Annotated in this window: 18 protein-coding genes; 6 read left to right on the top strand and 12 right to left on the bottom strand. The window is 49.7% G+C overall.

What is annotated here, in order from left to right; all coding sequences use genetic code 11:
• The first annotated feature begins 332 nt into the window (after positions 1 to 332).
• Together NNL38_RS20610 and NNL38_RS20605 are read left to right on the top strand one after the other, a co-directional pair.
• Positions 333 to 782 carry a DoxX family protein gene (locus NNL38_RS20610; protein WP_255390735.1) on the top strand — a complete coding sequence of 150 codons (450 nt, stop codon included), beginning with the start codon at positions 333 to 335 and terminating at the stop codon, positions 780 to 782.
• Between the two features lie 128 nt (positions 783 to 910).
• Complete coding sequence (locus tag NNL38_RS20605) at positions 911 to 1,444, top strand: NADPH-dependent FMN reductase (RefSeq protein WP_255390734.1); 534 nt, start codon at positions 911 to 913, stop codon at positions 1,442 to 1,444.
• A gap of 86 nt (positions 1,445 to 1,530) precedes the next feature.
• On the opposite strand, the gene NNL38_RS20600 is transcribed toward NNL38_RS20605, so the two are convergent.
• The 7 genes from NNL38_RS20600 to NNL38_RS20570 form a co-directional block, all read right to left on the bottom strand.
• Positions 1,531 to 3,378 (bottom strand): M3 family metallopeptidase, encoded by a 1,848-nt coding sequence (locus tag NNL38_RS20600; RefSeq protein ID WP_255390733.1) that lies wholly within the window; start codon positions 3,376 to 3,378, stop codon positions 1,531 to 1,533.
• A gap of 236 nt (positions 3,379 to 3,614) precedes the next feature.
• Positions 3,615 to 3,953, bottom strand: a complete 339-nt coding sequence (locus tag NNL38_RS20595; RefSeq protein WP_255390732.1) for a hypothetical protein — start codon at positions 3,951 to 3,953, stop codon at positions 3,615 to 3,617.
• A gap of 189 nt (positions 3,954 to 4,142) precedes the next feature.
• Complete coding sequence (locus NNL38_RS20590; protein WP_255392297.1) at positions 4,143 to 5,312, bottom strand: SLC5/6 family protein; 1,170 nt, start codon at positions 5,310 to 5,312, stop codon at positions 4,143 to 4,145.
• A 387-nt stretch (positions 5,313 to 5,699) separates the two neighbouring features.
• The gene (locus NNL38_RS20585) at positions 5,700 to 6,158 is read right to left on the bottom strand and encodes a methylated-DNA--[protein]-cysteine S-methyltransferase (protein WP_255390731.1); all 459 of its coding nucleotides are present in this window, start codon (positions 6,156 to 6,158) and stop codon (positions 5,700 to 5,702) included.
• Positions 6,155 to 7,531 (bottom strand): DNA-3-methyladenine glycosylase 2 family protein, encoded by a 1,377-nt coding sequence (locus tag NNL38_RS20580; RefSeq protein ID WP_255390730.1) that lies wholly within the window; start codon positions 7,529 to 7,531, stop codon positions 6,155 to 6,157. The genes NNL38_RS20585 and NNL38_RS20580 overlap by 4 nt, the downstream gene beginning before the upstream one ends.
• A gap of 316 nt (positions 7,532 to 7,847) precedes the next feature.
• Complete coding sequence (locus NNL38_RS20575) at positions 7,848 to 8,375, bottom strand: hypothetical protein (protein ID WP_255390729.1); 528 nt, start codon at positions 8,373 to 8,375, stop codon at positions 7,848 to 7,850.
• Between the two features lie 481 nt (positions 8,376 to 8,856).
• On the bottom strand, positions 8,857 to 9,201 hold the full coding sequence (locus tag NNL38_RS20570; RefSeq protein ID WP_255390728.1) for a hypothetical protein: 345 nt from the start codon (positions 9,199 to 9,201) through the stop codon (positions 8,857 to 8,859).
• 169 nt (positions 9,202 to 9,370) lie between these two features.
• Between NNL38_RS20570 and NNL38_RS20565 the strand changes: the two genes are divergently transcribed.
• Complete coding sequence (locus tag NNL38_RS20565) at positions 9,371 to 10,291, top strand: IS5 family transposase (protein ID WP_255388430.1); 921 nt, start codon at positions 9,371 to 9,373, stop codon at positions 10,289 to 10,291.
• A 43-nt stretch (positions 10,292 to 10,334) separates the two neighbouring features.
• Here the strand turns inward: NNL38_RS20565 and NNL38_RS20560 are convergent, their stop codons facing one another.
• From NNL38_RS20560 to NNL38_RS20550, 3 genes are all read right to left on the bottom strand, one after another.
• Complete coding sequence (locus NNL38_RS20560; RefSeq protein ID WP_255390727.1) at positions 10,335 to 10,937, bottom strand: hypothetical protein; 603 nt, start codon at positions 10,935 to 10,937, stop codon at positions 10,335 to 10,337.
• 215 nt (positions 10,938 to 11,152) lie between these two features.
• Positions 11,153 to 11,587 (bottom strand): VOC family protein, encoded by a 435-nt coding sequence (locus NNL38_RS20555; RefSeq protein ID WP_255390726.1) that lies wholly within the window; start codon positions 11,585 to 11,587, stop codon positions 11,153 to 11,155.
• A gap of 102 nt (positions 11,588 to 11,689) precedes the next feature.
• A complete protein-coding gene (locus tag NNL38_RS20550) occupies positions 11,690 to 12,586 on the bottom strand; it encodes a LysR family transcriptional regulator (protein WP_255390725.1) in 897 nt (298 codons plus the stop codon).
• Positions 12,587 to 12,713: 127 nt separating this feature from the next.
• On the opposite strand from NNL38_RS20550, the gene NNL38_RS20545 reads away from it, so the two are divergent.
• Entirely contained in the window at positions 12,714 to 13,019 is a 306-nt protein-coding gene (locus NNL38_RS20545) for a monooxygenase (RefSeq protein ID WP_255390724.1), read from the top strand.
• A 9-nt stretch (positions 13,020 to 13,028) separates the two neighbouring features.
• Positions 13,029 to 13,400: a hypothetical protein gene (locus NNL38_RS20540; protein ID WP_255390723.1), complete on the top strand. Its 372-nt coding sequence runs from the start codon at positions 13,029 to 13,031 to the stop codon at positions 13,398 to 13,400.
• A 323-nt stretch (positions 13,401 to 13,723) separates the two neighbouring features.
• On the opposite strand, the gene NNL38_RS20535 is transcribed toward NNL38_RS20540, so the two are convergent.
• Together NNL38_RS20535 and NNL38_RS20530 are read right to left on the bottom strand one after the other, a co-directional pair.
• Positions 13,724 to 14,245, bottom strand: coding sequence for a GNAT family N-acetyltransferase (locus NNL38_RS20535; RefSeq protein ID WP_255390722.1), 522 nt, complete (start codon positions 14,243 to 14,245; stop codon positions 13,724 to 13,726).
• A 168-nt stretch (positions 14,246 to 14,413) separates the two neighbouring features.
• On the bottom strand, positions 14,414 to 15,133 hold the full coding sequence (locus NNL38_RS20530) for a helix-turn-helix transcriptional regulator (protein WP_255392296.1): 720 nt from the start codon (positions 15,131 to 15,133) through the stop codon (positions 14,414 to 14,416).
• 186 nt (positions 15,134 to 15,319) lie between these two features.
• On the opposite strand from NNL38_RS20530, the gene NNL38_RS20525 reads away from it, so the two are divergent.
• The gene (locus tag NNL38_RS20525; RefSeq protein ID WP_369414638.1) at positions 15,320 to 16,264 is read left to right on the top strand and encodes an alpha/beta fold hydrolase; all 945 of its coding nucleotides are present in this window, start codon (positions 15,320 to 15,322) and stop codon (positions 16,262 to 16,264) included.
• The last annotated feature ends 11 nt before the right edge of the window (positions 16,265 to 16,275 follow it).

Here is a 16,275-nt window from a genome sequence, read left to right as displayed (position 1 = left end):
GAAAAAGGTAACAATAATAGTCCCCGCACGATGCGCATCGAATTTTAGACTGTTTTGGTGGCTCGTCCTTCAATGCAATATGCATGTAGTTACCCTCTCTCTTCCTGAACTAACTATAGACCATCAACTCTCAGTGACCGTACATCTTATTCACCGCAGCGATTCATATGTTGCGCAACACAGCAGTTGTTCAAAAAATTTGAACCATCTATTCTAATCAGGCGTCTTATCTCCCAGCTCAGGGTCACCTACACTGACAACTAAGCGATGAGAGAAGGGCTCCAGCATTCTCTCATAAAATTTAGACATTCGAATTTTTTGAGGTAACTCTGATGAACAAGCAAACTTTCACCGCGCTGCTCCAAAGTAAAGCTGGCCTGGCTGCCCTGAGCCTGCGGATCCCGGCCGGGATCATTTTCATGGCTCACGGTGCCCAGAAACTGTTTGGCTGGTTTGGCGGCTACGGCCTGGAAGGCACCGGCCAATGGATGACTTCGATTGGTCTGGAACCTGGGGTGCTGATGGCCTTGATGGCTGGCAGTGCCGAATTCTTCGGCGGCCTGTTTCTACTGCTTGGTCTGCTCACCCGTCCGGCAGCACTGACGCTGGCAGTGACCATGGGGGTTGCGATTGTCAGCGTCCATCTGGAGAACGGCCTGTTTATGGCCAACAACGGCTATGAATTTGGCCTGGCGCTGCTGGCTGTTTCCGTCTCGCTGCTGTTCTCAGGGGCCGGTTCCATGTCTGCCGATCACTGGCTGGTGCGACAGCTCTCACGCTGAGGAGTGTCCTCCGGGTCCAAGGTCTGAGATACTCTCTCACAGGGATTTCCAATCAATGTCGTCTGAGGCCCTGCGTCTCAGGCGAACAACCAACCCCGATCACAGCCTTTCAACACAAGGAGCATGTTATGAAGGTTATTGCGTTTGCAGCCAGTACCCATTCCAAATCAATCAACAAACAGCTGGTCAGCTATGCTGCCAACCTGCTCGATAAAGTCGAAATCGAAATATTGGACTTGAATGACTACGAACTGCCGCTTTACAGCCAGGATAAAGAGCACGAGCTGGGCCACCCACAGAAAGCCAAAGATTTTCTGGCCAAGATCACCGACAGCTGCGGCATCATCATTTCGTTTGCCGAGCATAACGGCTCATATACGGTCGGCTATAAAAACCTGTTCGACTGGTGTTCACGCATTGAGCCCAAAGTATTCCAGAATAAGCCGATGGTGCTGCTTTCTACTTCTCCCGGATCCATGGGCGGTGCCAGTGTCCTGGCGGCAGCCGTAAATTCTGCGCCGTATTTCAATGGGGTCGTCAAAGCCAGCCTGTCCATCCCCAGCTTTTACGACAATTTTGACAGTGACAAACAGGTCCTGACCCATCCGGAGCTCAATGAACAACTCAAAGATGCTGTCAGTCACCTCAACCATCTCAAGTAATTGGATGAATCACCCGAGGTTGAATTGATAAAAAACGCCGATGAAAATTCATCGGCGTTTTTTGTTATGTTGTCAGCAGGCGGTGATTACCGGCCATAGTGGCTCACAATATAATCTTCAAATGCGGTACACAGCGCTTCATCAGAGGCCTGGTTGCTGGCCAGTACTTTCGCCCCGTCCACCACCTGGATGCTTGCATTCAGCGATGCCGGCGCCACACGTTGGCGCGAGCTCAGCGACGCCATTTTCGCCTGCGCAGCTTCCCAGGCCTGCTCGGCCGTCAGGTTACAGGCATCGGCCAGGTATTTGGCATTGAAGCCTTCCCCGGTCAGGCTTTCGATGGTGCCGTTATGGTTCACACTATTTCCGGTGTGCCAGTAATGTTTTGCCAGCAGCGGGCCAATTTCCGGGTTGTCGGTCAGGTAACCAAATTTCTCCAGGAAGTATGCACGCGTCTGGTACACCGCCATATGCGCCAGCAGGTAACCCTGATAAGAACAGGCCGCTTCATCAGACAACAGGTGCGGGATCGCCATCAGCGGACGCGGGCTACAGGCAAGCCCCAGGATTTGCATTTCCTTCTCACGGGCCAGGCGAGTGACATTTTCCGGCGTCAACTCTGCCTCGCTTAGCTGATACAGTGCCCGTTCAAAATAAGGCACCACCAGAATATTACGCTCTTCGTAAGCCTTAAACGGCTGTTTGCTATCAATCATCGCCTTGATCAGATGATCCGGAACCGGGTTTCCTTCCGCATCCAGCGCATACTGTTTGAGCCAGTCGGCATCAGTCAGCAGGCTGTCGCAGAACATCGACTGGGTTTCGGCATAGGCCATCGAGGTTGGTGCGAATTCCATCGAGAAACAAGGCGAGTTCATTTTCACGTTGGCAAAGTGCGCCGCATGGCCGCCTTCGTGGAACAAGGTATTGATGCCGTCAAAGCCGCTGCCAATCTGATCCGGCTTGGCATTGCTGGTGAAGTTGACCTTGGCTGCCACCCAGTTGCCCTGATCGTAGAACGACGGGATCGGGCCATGGCAGAAGCCATTTTGGTACTTGCCCTTGCGATCCAGCAAATCCAGCGTCAGCTCGGCGCCGGAATAATCGATATTCAGGCGACCGAAAGACTCAACCCAACGGCGCAGCGACTGTGAAAACGGGACATAAGGATCCAGGTCGCGCATCGCATCCCCGGAGAAGGAATAGATAAAGTTATGTCCCAACAGCGCATCATCCCCTTTCTCTTGCGCCAGTTGCTTGAGACTGCGCAGGTGGCTGTCGCGGGTTCTGGCTTCAAAATCATCCAGAATGGCAAACAGCTCATCTGAGGTCATTTGCTCGGTTTTCACCACCGAATAATCGAAAAAGTTGTCATACCCCAGGGAGCGGGCGAACGCGTTGCGCAGTTTCACCAACTCCAGAAAGCCGTTCTGCAACAACCACTGCTCCAGATCCAACAGCGCCTGATGGGCGCTGCGGCGCACCGGCTCCTGATCACTGGTGCGAATATTGGCAGCCAGAACCGGCAAGGAGCCTTCCGCCTGCTGACCCTGCTCGTTAACATAGGTCATGACGTGGTTTTGCTTTTTCTCAAACAGCTCAGCTTCAAACTTAATCAGGGCTGACTTCAGTTCACGAGCCCGCTCAGATTCCAGTGCATGTGCCTTGAACATCGCCAGCCAGCCGTTCAGCCCGAGCAGCGTTTGCGTCTTCTCATCAGAATCCGGCTGTGTTTGCGCCGCTTCGATCTGCTGACGAACCTCAGCGATATTGGCAGGCTCACTGAGAAACTGATTCCAGGCCGTTTCGGCTTGTGCAGAGCCCTCATGATCATCACTGATCCCCATGTAGGTTTCCCAGAAGAAATCTTCCTTGTTGCGATGGATCGCCAGATAGCGGTGGTTCAGTGAGTTCAGGTATTCGGTCGCTGTCATTATCATCCCTATCAATGTAAGCGTCTTATATATGAAAGTAGCATATACTACCCTATATGAATCTACTGGCACAACTTATCTGCCAAAGCGATCTCCGGCAGCTAAATTATCTATCAACAGTACTTTACATTGTAAATTCTGGGACTCGTCAGAGGGAGAAACGTCGGGGCTGGGCTCTCTTTGACGCAAGAGAGAACTGCGCATAGGTGAAGGACAAGGCGCAGCGGAACGCACCGTTAATAGCTGAATTCGAACACCAAAGCCCCGCTGTCGACCTCAACATTCTGCTGCTCGACCAACTCACCGCCGGCCTGGATCGAAATACTGAAATCATCGGTCGCATTAAATTTCATCCCGGCCCCGAACTCGGTCGGATCAGTCCGGTTCACATCCTGGTAAATACTGTGTTCATCAACCCGGTTGTTATCAACCGGCCGACTGCCGCCGCCGACAAACTCCATTTTATCCTTGGACTTCAGTTCATGGATAAAAACACTGCCTGGCTCACGCTGCTCAGTTTGCGCAGCCGCAGAGCAAAGCCAGAACATCAATACCGCCCCAGTCAGCACTCGCACGCAATTCCTCTCCCGCATATCGTTATGATTGCATAGATTACCACTACTTCAGAGCAGACAGAACTGCGTGTTAATGAAATCGTGCAGAAGCCATGTCCCGCCCGCCGGAGCCCCGCCACTCCCAGCTGACATAAAAAAACAGGCGCCGAAGCGCCTGTTTCAATCATAAGCGAGTTGTGAATGCAGTCATTACAGATTCACCAGCAGCGCTGAAATCGCCAGCACGCCCGTCACCAGCACGAAGATATTGGTCCAGCTACGGTATTTCTCCATCCCTTTCACCTTGTACACTGCGTAGGTTGGCAGAATGAACAGGATCATCGCAATCACCGGGCCGGACAGGGCTTCCATCATCCCCAGAATACTTGGGTTCACCACCGCAGCAATCCAGATAGTCACGAACATCACTGCAATACCCAGGCGATCCGCTGATTTCGATCCCAGCTTGGTATTTTTCGCCAACAAGCCGTTCAGGCTCTCACGAGCACCCAGGAAGTGACCCAGGAAAGATGAAGTAATCGCAATGAAGGCAACCAGTGGACCCAAGGTCGCAATCACCGGGTTATCCATCACGTTCGCCAGGAACGACAGCACAGAGATATTATCCGCCTTGGCTTGCACCAGTTGCTCCGGCGACAGCGTCAGCACGCAGGAGAAGACAAACATCAGCACAAAGGTCACCAGCATGATCGCTGTGCGGTTCAGGATCAGATCGGTTTTCTTCACCGCATCTTCACCGTAGTGACGGCGCTGAATATTGGCAAAGCTGGAAACCGCCGCAGCATGGCTGAACGAGAAAACAACCACAGGAACGGCCAGCCAAACAGTTTGAGAGAAGTCACCCAGCGCCGGCATCGACAGATCAGGCATCTGCCAGTTTGGGATCAGATAGACCGACAAAATACCCAGGATCCCCGCCAACGGGTACACCATCACTTCAAAGCTTTTCAGCATGACTTTCTCGCCCGCCATCATGATCGCAATCATACCGAACACCAGGCCGCCAGAAAGCAACACACGCGGTGGTGACGCCAGCCCCAACTGGTTCACTAAAAAGCTGTCAACTGTATTGGTCAAACCCACGCCGTAAATGAGCAAAATTGGATAGATCGAAAGGAAATACAGCAAGGAAATCATGCGGCCGGCATTTTTACCGAAGTGTTCATCGACAACATCAGTAAAGTCTGCTTTCGGGTTGTTCGACGAAAGAACAAAGCGCGCCAGGCCCCGGTGAGCCAGGTAAGTCATTGGAAACGCCAGCACCGCCATCAGGACCAGAGGCCAGATGCCGCCAAGCCCCAAGTTGATCGGCAGGAACAGGATTCCCGCGCCAATCGCGGTCCCGAACAGACTTAGCATCCAGTGGATATCACGCTTCGACAGCGTGACTTTTTGATCTTCCGTTTTGTTTGATTGTAATAATGTATTATTCACGTAAAACCTATTGGATTGGCATAATGTGTCGACAATACTAACCACAACAGGTTTTTAATTCACACAAAACAACAAGATAATAAGTTTGATAAAATCGTTAGCATACAGAAAATCAAACCATTATTACATCAATAACCAAAATATAAACCCAAAATCAAAAACAAAACCAACACTTTACTCCAAAAAACCAAACAAATTCAGTTTGGGCAAAAATGTTAAATATGTGACATTTGTTGGATTTATCGCGCTTTCATATTAACTAAGTGCAATCTACGCATAACAACTTATTGCACACCCATACATCTGACTGATTCAGCTTGAGATTCTCTTCTCATGCTCAATGAGCCAAACTTTGATATCCAGCCCGCCGGCATAACCGGTCAGCTGGCCCGAGCTGCCGATCACCCGATGGCACGGCACAATCACCGGGATTGGATTTCGACCATTTGCCGCACCGACCGCACGAACGGCTTTCGGGTTATCGATCCGGTGGGCGATTGCGCTATAGGAGCATGTCTCGCCATAGGGGATATCAATCAAAGCTTGCCAGACCTGATGCTGAAAAGCCGTCCCATTGGCATTCAGCGGTACATCAAAGTCAGTTCTATTACCCGCAAAGTAATCGCTCAATTGTGCGCAGCACAGCCGGGTGATGGTATTCGGAGCCTGCTGTGCCGACGGATCAGCGTCGAACTCAATCGCCGTCACGGCTTCATCGTTCGCTACAATATTGAGCCGGCCGATTGGGGTGTCCAGGTGTTGATTGTTCATGTCAAGGTGCTCCATAAATATAAGGTTAAATAACTACGCCACGGTGCCGCCAGTTGATCATCAATCGGCTGAGGCAGTTTAGCGATGGCTTTTTTGATCCCCAAATCGCTGCTCAGATAAATATCGGGGTCACTCAACCCACGCATTCTCAGATAGTTCACCGTCCACGGGCCGATCCCCGGTAGTGCCAGTAATTGCTCACTTTCATCCAGTCTCTTCCCACAGGCATACTCGGCAAAGTGCCCAAGCGTCTCGCGGCGGCGCTGCGGCATGCCAAGTTGAGTCAAATCCAAACGGCAAAGCTGCTCTGGAGCCGGGAAATAACTGAACGCTTCATCGTTTTCCGGGTTGAGCGCCACCAACTGGCTGACCAGATTTCTGGCTGCTTTAACCGAGACCTGCTGACCCAGAATCGCCCGGATCCCGGCTTCGAACGGACTCCAGATCCCCGGCAGGCGCAGTCCGGCTTTGATCAGTGATGTCGTGCCCATCGCCTGGCACAACTGCGACTCAATTAACCGGGTATCGGCATCCAAATCCAGACAACGGCGGATGTTCTGGATCACCCGCGGCAAGTACGTGAGATTGGACAGGTGGATCGAGGCCCGAAACGCAGACTTCTCCGCCAGATGCGTGGCAGTAAAGCGTCCCTTACACGTCCCGTAGTGAAACGTCCGGCCATAGCTTTGCGCATCCAGCCACTCCAGCCCCGGGATCAAACGCGAGGCATAAAACTGATGCAGCCCCTGCCAATCATATGGCGGTCGATACGACAGCAGGATTTCAATCGCCTGTCCGCTGTCGCGGCGGCCGCCTTCTTGCTTGCGCACCTGGGACGGGGTCAATGAAAATTGCTGTTTGAAGCAGTCATTGAAGCGGCGAATACTGTGAAAACCGCAAGCCAGCGCAATTTCGGTGATCGGCATTGTCGAGTCATGCAGCAACTGTTTGGCCAACAGGCACTGACGGTATAAGCTGTAGGCTTTCGGTGACAGGCCAACTTCATCGCTGAACAGGCGGCGCAAGTAACGCTCGGTGATCCCCAGCCGATCTGCCAGTTGCGTGAGCGATTGCTCCGCCAGCGCCCCTTCATCAATCAGGCGCAGCGCCCGGTTCAGGGTCGCATTTTTCCCCAGCCAGGCCGGAGAGCCGGGGGCACTGTCAGGACGACAACGCAGACACGGGCGATAGCCGGCCTGGGCCGCCGCCACAGCCGTCGGAAAGTACTCGACGTTCACTTCTTTGGGCGCGGGCGCCGGACAAATGGAGCGGCAATAAATCCCGGTGGTCTTCACAGCGGTAAAAAACAGGCCATCGTAGCGGGTATCTCTGGCGAGCCGGGCTTGCTGGCATTGGGTTGGAGTCAGTTCCATGACACTTCTCTTTCTGAGCTTCTACCGCTAAGTCTAAAGCTTTTCAGCGGCAAAACTAGCCAGAATCGGAACTGAACCCTGGAGGGCAGAAGATGCGGGGACAGAACAGGAACTTGACGCTATCCCTGCTGAGCATCCACTTCCCGAACAGGGTCGATCAATATGTGGATCTGTGACTTACGCTGACACAAAGCTATGAACACCCTCAACGATGACCCCTCTTTTCCGCGCTTACAAGCTTAGGAGAGTAGATCATCTATATCTGCTCTCATACGAAACTTTTTTTGAAAAATTACGGTGATTTTAAGCGTCAACCTCAGTGCATATTGTTATGCTCATGCAACTTTTTTACAACTAACCTAATCAACGCGGTGCTTGATGCCAGTCTATTGATAGAGTCAGATGCATCTGTTTTCTGAAACTGCTCCTGGGCTAAAAGCACACTATCACTCACATAAGCAGTATCTGGATTAGCAGCATAATCAAAAGCAAACTCTAGAAACTCCTTCCCTTTCATACTTGAATAATATTCACCGGCCTGAGTACAGTGCTCTTCACTCACTCTCTTGACATAATAAGGAAGCAGGATTTCATTAATTGTAGTACCACTCACATATTTTAATTCAGCACAAAACCTAATGGCAGATTCATCAGGTTGTCCATTACAACCCGATTCGATTAACTGCGATTTCAAAAATTCGCCAATTTTTCCACTTTCCAAGAAAAACTCACATGCTTTAATATGATTTGACTCATTATGTTCATCAGCCATAAGTGGTAATGATGAAATCACTAGCGCTACAATTATTGCAGATTTAAATTTAAGGGTAGAATTTCTTTTCATTTATATATCCTTTCAGAATCTAATGATTTGTGAACATAACGAAGAACATGGAATCCCTCTAACCCGATTTGCCACACTTGGTATATCTGATTCCATACAAACCGAAGGCCACCATCTGTCTGTGGCATTGATTTAGCCAGGTACCGTTTCAGTATCCAACCGAATGAATCACCAAGGCAAGATATTGATCTACAAAACAATAACGCGATCGAAAATTCTCACAGATTTTTCCCGTATTCTGGCGACAACCTCCGGAAAAGAAGCCTGTGCTTTTTGTTTTTGTTAACAAAATCATGTCTCGTGGCCCTGCCGCAATGCAGGCAGCGGTGAGACCGCAGTCAGAGTCCCTCAATATGTGTTCGGCGTAAGTAATGATGAATGGCGAAAATGACAAAGCGAAATAGACAACTTTGTTGTTCAGATAAATTGGCGCAGCCAACGGGTTCACTTTCCCCCTTGACACCTATAAGGCTCATATGTGTTATGTGCGTGCTCTAATAAGGCTATCAATTACGTGCTGTGGGTAGTTGCCAGTAAAATACTCCGCTATCAAAGGGTTGCCAGTCAAAAAATGACCCGTCAGCTCTAACCAAATGTCCTTGCTAATTTTTCCGTCAAGTTTGAACACTTTTTGAGACTTTGCCTTTAATAAGTATGCACTCTTATTAGCATGGTTAAAGTCAGAGTCTCTTCTGGCTAAGTACTCATCATGTGTATAGAAGTGAACTGCACCGTCAAAATGCCGGAACAAGTTAGACTCAAGATCAAATTCAGCATGGATATACTTAGCTGGATGATAGGTGTTTCCCTTAAATTCGACTAACACGTTATCATTGCTAAACTCTACCGCTTGGAATGTCTTTATACTTCCCTTTGTATCCCACTTTATATCAAGGCTATATTTGTCACTAAATAGGCTTTGTTGACTAAATCGGCGTGAACTTTTCTTGCAGTCAGTGATCTGATCTTGTGACGTTTACTGACAGGCCACCCTCATGGGAAAAAGCACTTACCGAACAGATAACTGGAAAGAGTACAACCAATCACTGATTAACCGCGGCTCGCTGACATTCTGGATCGACGAAGAAGCGATAAACGGCTGGTTATGCTCTGAACATCACGGTAACCGTGGACGCGGCTATCAATATTCAGACACTGCGATCATGACTGCTCTCATGGTGAAGCGACTATTCAACCTGTCACTTCGTGCTGTTCAAGGTTTCATGAACTCGGTGTTTTCTCTGATGAAAGTACCACTAACATGCCCGAACTACAGCAGCATCAGCAAGCGAGCGAAAACGGTCGATATCCCCATCAAAATGCCTGCTCGGGGTGAAATTCGTCATCTAGCTATTGACGCAACTGGCCTGAAAGTATTCGGCGAAGGTGAGTGGAAAATGAAAAAGCATGGCAAAGAACAACGTCGTGTCTGGCGAAAGCTCCATCTTGCTGTTGATGCTGATACCCACCAAATTATCTGCGCAGAACTCTCGTTATCAACCGTCACCGATGGTGAAGTCATGCCAACATTACTTAACCAAACTTATCGTAAGATCAAATCAATATCAGGTGACGGCGCTTATGATACCAGGCTGTGCTATCAAGCGATTCAACGGAAGAAAGCACAGCCCCTTATCCCTCCCAGAACTGGAGCAGCATACTGGGAGCACGGTCACCCCAGAAATGTTGCGGTTGCAAACCAGCGTATTCACGGTAGCAATGAACACTGGAAAAAGACCAGTGGTTACCACAGTCGCTCAATCTCGGAAACGGCGATGTCGAGATATAAGCGACTGCTTGGTTCAGCTTTAAGCCTGCGTGATTACAACGCTCAGGTCGGAGAAGCGCTTGCTGCCGTTCGTGCGTTGAACAAGTTAACAGGGCTCGGCATGCCCGTAACTCGTAAAGTTAGCTAAAACATCGCTTAAATTGGGTAGATCTGTTGTTTTCCTGATTTGATCAACAAAGCCCACTAAATATCCAACTTGCAAGCTTAGGATCAATATCCATAGGAGGTCTAAGTTTTGATATGCCATCTTTGATACTTGAAATGTTGTCCTCAAAAGGTGCTCCAAACCAAGTATCGATTTCAACGAAACCGTAGTCATTTACGTCAAGTTTCGCTCGGTCATAATCTAGTGCCACTGAAGCCTCAATACCCTCTAGATCCAGTTGCCATAGCATTGTGACGAATAATGGAGCCCAATTATTTACTGGATGCATTCCTCTTCGTAGTAAAGGAGTCAGCATAAGCATATAGTTATTCGTATATAAATAGCCCTCCCTGGTTTTTCGTTCGAACAACCGTAGTAATTGATCAAATTTTACTAAATCATCTTTGTCACGATTTAGCTCTGGAACTAAAATTGATACCAAGTTTTCAAAATGGACCGTTAGCCCAACTGGATCGGAATATTCAAAGTTATCTTTTGAAAGAGAGTATCCACTTTTAGCCAATGCATCAGTTACTGCCTTAATATTATCTGAGTGCTTATCAAGGAGGAACAGCTTCATTTTCTCTCTCTGTCGATAATACCGCTCCATTATTTCATCTTCTGTCACCTATTTTCCTCCGAAGCACATAACAGACAATTCGACCGCATGCTCGCTTTCACGCAGCTCGCCCTGCTCTTTCTTGATACTATATTCACAAAGTACATCTATTTTCAATGGGTTAAATCGCCAACTAAAAATGCCAGAGCACAAGGTCACTTCGTAAAATAAGCCTATTCATTTAACGCGAGCAATGCCTACCTCGGGAATACCGACGACTCCACTTACCCCGTCTGATCAGCCAACCGTCTCGAAATTGGATGATCCGCGTTTAGTTGCAATAAATCCCATAAATTACCGTAGAGATCTTCGAACACCGCAACGGTGCCGTAATCTTGCTCTTTCGGCGGCCGTACAAACTTGATGCCGTCGGCCACCATCCGGTGGTAATCGCGCCAGAAATCATCGGTTTGTAAAAACAAAAATACCCGGCCACCAGACTGATTGCCGATAAAATCCAGTTGCTCCGGCTTTGAGGCTTTCGCCAACAGCAAGGTCACGCCGTTCGAGCCCGGTGGGGACACCACAACCCAGCGTTTATCCTGCTCGGGCTGATAGGTATCTTCCACCAGCTCAAATTTGAGTTTGCTAAGATAAAAGTCTAAGGCTTCGTCGTAATCCCTGACGACCAGTGCAATGTGGATGATAGATTGATTCATGTTCTCTCACTCTTTAAGCATGGGCACAGCGCTAATCGAGCCACTGATGTCATCCCGCTATCCATACAAATGCCAATGGCGGTGACTACTTCTATCTCCCGATCATGTTCTTAGATGGGCAGCGCGGAGCAACATCTGATAGAAATATGTTGCTGCCGGCCCGGTTTTCGCTCCTTTTGGCAACGTCAGGTGCATTGCCACCTGGTATCGCTCTGCGCCTTCAATGTTCAGTACCTTCATTTTGCCATCAGCACGGCGCTTCACGATATGCTCCGGTAAACGGCAAAAACCCACGCCATACTCAACTGCCCGAAAAGCATGATCGAAATTATCCACTGTAATACGCTGACTTGATTTCAACCAGCCGACATTTTGCTTACTTTTTTGCCCTGTTTCATCACCTAAATCCCGAATCACAATTTGGCTGATGGTAGATAGATCGGTAAAAAAAAGTGGAGATTTTTGCGCGAAGGGGTGATGTGCCGCAACGACCGGAACCATGGTGATCACGCCGAAAGCTTGAGCCGGGTAATTCGTCACGGGGAGATTAATTATCGCGATATCTGCTCGCTCACTGGTCACCATTTCCGTGGTTTTTGATAGCGAGGTTTCTACAACCTGAATCGAGGTGGTGCTATTTTGCGATAGGTACTCCGCCATAGGCTGATATAACCATTGCGGATCGCACAGGTGATCGATCGCAATGATAATTTCTGACTCGATTCCTTGCGACAACTGCTCGCTGATCACTTCCAGTTCGCGGACCTGTTCCAGCATGGTGCTGGCACGGCGCAGTAATGACTTCCCGGCTTCGGTCAGCACTGCACGGCGCCCCCGTACTGCGATCAATGAAACATCCAGTTGTTCCTCGAGCTTTTTAACCGCGTAAAGCAGCGTAGTATGGCTCTTGTTCATTGTCGTTGCAGCAGCCTGGATGCTGCCAGCGCGATCAATCTCATACAGGGTCAGCCATTGTTCGAGGGTAGTCTTCAATCTCATTGGTCTAAAATTTCCACAGTTATTCGCAATATTATGAACTTTTCTGTCGATTTTTTATAGATAAGAATAGACCCACAACAGAAAGCGACACGACAACAGTAGCTTCCTCAATCGCGGAGAAATAACCATGGCAAAACTACTACAGGTTGATTTTGAATTTCACGGCCCATTTGGTAAAGATATGGCAAATGCACTCGTTGCGCTAGCCGAATCAATTAACCGTGAACCAGGCATGATCTGGAAGATCTGGACTGAAAACGAAAAAGAGCAACTGGGTGGCGGCATCTACCTGTTCGAGGACGCAGCCAGTGCTCAGGCATACTTGAAGATGCATACTGCACGTTTGCAGCAAATGGGAGTTGGCGAAGTCCGAGGGCAGATCTTCGACATCAACCAGCCGCTAACAGCTATCAATAACGGTCCAATCAATTAAGAGGCAATCATGAGTAACAAAACCTTTTTATCCCTGCATGGCGGTATTTATCTGGTTTTTGCACTGGCGCTGTTTTTTGTACCAGGTCTGATGTGGCCGATGTACGGGGTAGCAATCAATGACCAATACGCATATTTCCTTTCGCAACACACCAGCATTTTTCTGGGCGGCATCGCTGCGGTAAGCCTGATGCTAAGGGATATCGAGCCGGGGAAGGTCGCCAAGAAATTACTTACAGCTTTGGTGATCACTAATATGCTCGGTGTTGTGATTACTGTTTATGCCGGGGTAAAAGGGATATTTGTCGGCTTTGGGTGGAGCGATCCCGCTTTCTTTACCCTGCTTTCAGTGCTGAGCTACCTGCAATTGAAAAAGCAATAAAGTCCAGTAATTCGACTCAGGGAACGATCATTCTATAACGGCATGGAAGCCACCCGGGGTCAGGGCGCCGGCGAGCTAAGGCTCTCACAGCCAAACCGCTGCGATGCAAGATCGAAATCATTCAATCATCCCAAGTTATCGAATTGAATCATGTTTGAGATGCTAACTCTCCTTTACTGAATATGACCCCTCCATTTACGTTAGCAATGGTTGAAACTCATGGGAGACTGCGGGAATGCTCCCTGAGATGTCATTTTGTAGAGGTCGATATCAGCCACTTCTCGCGAGCCGCCATGAATGTTGAATGCCAGACCAGGAGGGGGTTAATACAGATAGCCCAACCAATCCAGGTGGCCGGGTGCCCAGGTTTTGCCGCTCATGGGTTTTACAAATAGGTCGCCAAGCTGGTCAAAGGCAATACCGTAGTTCTGATGCTCGTGCAATCGCAACCAGGAACTCGGTCCGCTGACTTTATTGAAACCATTGGACGTATAAAAAGCATCCAGCTCCGACATCAGAATAATGAAATCCACATCCCTGGCAGCGGCATAATCGCTCAGCTCGGTGAGCATGGCAGAGCCAATGCCTTGGCCCTGGTGGGATTTGTCGATACAAATGTCGATCACCCCCAGCACCTTCAACGGGGTACCACCCACACAAACCACGCGATAATCCAGCCCCATATAGCCGATGAGCTTGCCATGGCAATATTGGAGCGCCCGCATGTGGGGCAGTTGCTTATAATATGAACGTTCAACTTGGTGGTCAGGAAATGAAGCATTGCGAAGCTGGGTGATCGCATCATGCTCCCGGTCAGTGACTTCAATTTCAGGGATAATCTTCAAGCGTGATTCCTTTCAGCTGAATACGGACAGGCAGCCTGGGAGGCCCGGTTGCCGCTTGTCTTCGGATATGAGAAATAAAAGCTCAGGATTCAATCATACGACCAATCATGGCCCCCTGAAAATGCAGCAATCATGCACTTCTATTGCAATCATCGTGCAAGCAGCAATTTAGCGCGCTAAATTGCGATATGGCGAGACGTTCTCCGCAAACGGCACAACTCGTCGTCGGAAAGTTATACCTTCAACGAGTTCAGGCATACGGATCCGATCCATTCGAAAATGACGGAAGTCTGCGCGCCCCGGATCCCAGGCCACCAAATACCAAAGCGGCGGCAGGATCAGCATCGCTTGCGGTTCAACCTCCCGGTTGGTGACGCTCCCTTTTGCGTCGCGGTATTGAAAGCGCAGGTGCCGCCGTTGCAGAAAAGCGGTCTCGAAGACGGGCAGCAACGCGGGGTCCATCGCGCCCATATCTGAGATGTCCACTTGCGGCGCAAGTTGCCCGACATACAAACAATCGAGGAAACGGCGCAGGTCGCGCACCTTTTCAGAGGGCAAGGCTTTCTCGATTTTGGCAAGCCCAACGCCTGCAAGTTCCGAGAAGGGCAGATATCCGGCTGCACGCATCGATTCGACACTGATGAGCAACGCAAAAACCTCGGCAACCGAAAGTCGCGCTGTGGTCTGAACCGATTGCGGATCAAGTTGCAAGCCACCCCCGCGCCCGGGTTCTGAATGGATGACAAAACCCTCATCGCGCAGCGCGCTGATATCACGTAACACGGTACGCCTGGATGCACCAACTTCCTCCGCTAAGTCAGCGACTGTCGAAGTCCCGTTGCGGCGCAGGCTTCGCACGATGGCGTCTTGTCGTAGGCGAACATTCATATCCTCAGAGTACCCTTCAATGGTGCCAGTATTTGTCACCATTACGTTATATACATTGTTTGTCCACATATCCGCATGGAAATGTCGATGTGGTCACGTACATCCGTAGATTCCTGAGACTGGAAAGCACGCCAACCAAACAGGAGGTGTCGTGTGATCCTTCCAAATATTCAAGGAGACATTGCAATGTTTAATCCAACTGATTTTCCCACGCCCAGCCTGATTTCAGTCAATGGCGTGACACTCGAAGTCTTCGAAGCGGGCCGGCAACATGCCGGAAATCCGATTGTGCTCTGTCATGGCTGGCCAGAGCATGCCTTTTCCTGGCGTTATCAAATCCCTGCCCTCGCTGCAGCGGGCTACCATGTCATCGTCCCAAACCAGCGGGGTTATGGTCACTCATCCTGCCCGACGGAAGTCACTGCCTATGACATTGAGCATTTGGCGGGGGATCTCGTTGCGCTGCTCGATCATTACGGTTATGAAGATGCGACCTTTGTCGGTCATGATTGGGGGGCAATGGTCGTTTGGGGCCTAGCCTTACTGCATCCAAACCGTGTCAAACAAGTGATCAATCTAAGCTTGCCTTATCAAGAACGCGGAGAAATGCCGTGGATCGAGTTCATGGAACAATGCCTGGGTAGTGACTATTATTTTGTTCACTTCAATCGACAACCCGGTGTTGCAGATGCGGTATTGGAAGACAATACATCCCGATTCCTTCGCAACCTGTTCAGGAAGAACGAGCCTCGGAGAGAGCCGGAGCCAGGCATGGCGATGATCAATCTCGCCAGAGCAGAAACCCCACTCGGTGAGCCCGTTATGAGTGACAGCGAACTGGCCGTTTTCGTCTCAGCCTTTGAAGCAACAGGATTCACCGGCAGCATCAACTGGTACCGAAATCTTGATCGAAACTGGCACATCCTGGCGGAAGTGAGCCCGATCATCCGCCAGCCGACGCTGATGATTTATGGCGAGCGGGATGCGATCCCGCAGTCTGAAAAACTCAATGCGTTCGTGCCGAATGTGACAGTCGCCAATCTGGATTGCGGCCATTGGATCCAGCAAGAAAAGCCGGAAGAAACCAATGAAGTTATTTTAAACTGGCTGGCACAGCAGCGTATCGCCTAGCACCGAGTGCG

The organism is Photobacterium atrarenae, assembly GCF_024380015.1.
Taxonomy (GTDB): domain Bacteria; phylum Pseudomonadota; class Gammaproteobacteria; order Enterobacterales; family Vibrionaceae; genus Photobacterium; species Photobacterium atrarenae.
The sequence above is the reverse complement of the archived record's forward strand: the minus strand, read 5'-3'. Positions and strand labels throughout refer to the sequence as shown.

Excerpts from the sequence above, each read along its gene's own strand:
- NNL38_RS20610 (WP_255390735.1), top strand. The coding sequence starts at position 333 with ATGAACAAGCAAACTTTCACCGCGCTGCTCCAAAGTAAAGCTGGCCTG.
- NNL38_RS20605 (WP_255390734.1), top strand. The coding sequence starts at position 911 with ATGAAGGTTATTGCGTTTGCAGCCAGTACCCATTCCAAATCAATCAAC.
- NNL38_RS20600 (WP_255390733.1), bottom strand. The coding sequence starts at position 3,378 with ATGACAGCGACCGAATACCTGAACTCACTGAACCACCGCTATCTGGCG.
- NNL38_RS20590 (WP_255392297.1), bottom strand. The coding sequence starts at position 5,312 with ATGCTAAGTCTGTTCGGGACCGCGATTGGCGCGGGAATCCTGTTCCTG.
- NNL38_RS20585 (WP_255390731.1), bottom strand. The coding sequence starts at position 6,158 with ATGAACAATCAACACCTGGACACCCCAATCGGCCGGCTCAATATTGTA.
- NNL38_RS20580 (WP_255390730.1), bottom strand. The coding sequence starts at position 7,531 with ATGGAACTGACTCCAACCCAATGCCAGCAAGCCCGGCTCGCCAGAGAT.
- NNL38_RS20575 (WP_255390729.1), bottom strand. The coding sequence starts at position 8,375 with ATGAAAAGAAATTCTACCCTTAAATTTAAATCTGCAATAATTGTAGCG.
- NNL38_RS20565 (WP_255388430.1), top strand. The coding sequence starts at position 9,371 with ATGGGAAAAAGCACTTACCGAACAGATAACTGGAAAGAGTACAACCAA.
- NNL38_RS20555 (WP_255390726.1), bottom strand. The coding sequence starts at position 11,587 with ATGAATCAATCTATCATCCACATTGCACTGGTCGTCAGGGATTACGAC.
- NNL38_RS20550 (WP_255390725.1), bottom strand. The coding sequence starts at position 12,586 with ATGAGATTGAAGACTACCCTCGAACAATGGCTGACCCTGTATGAGATT.
- NNL38_RS20545 (WP_255390724.1), top strand. The coding sequence starts at position 12,714 with ATGGCAAAACTACTACAGGTTGATTTTGAATTTCACGGCCCATTTGGT.
- NNL38_RS20540 (WP_255390723.1), top strand. The coding sequence starts at position 13,029 with ATGAGTAACAAAACCTTTTTATCCCTGCATGGCGGTATTTATCTGGTT.
- NNL38_RS20530 (WP_255392296.1), bottom strand. The coding sequence starts at position 15,133 with ATGAATGTTCGCCTACGACAAGACGCCATCGTGCGAAGCCTGCGCCGC.
- NNL38_RS20525 (WP_369414638.1), top strand. The coding sequence starts at position 15,320 with ATGTTTAATCCAACTGATTTTCCCACGCCCAGCCTGATTTCAGTCAAT.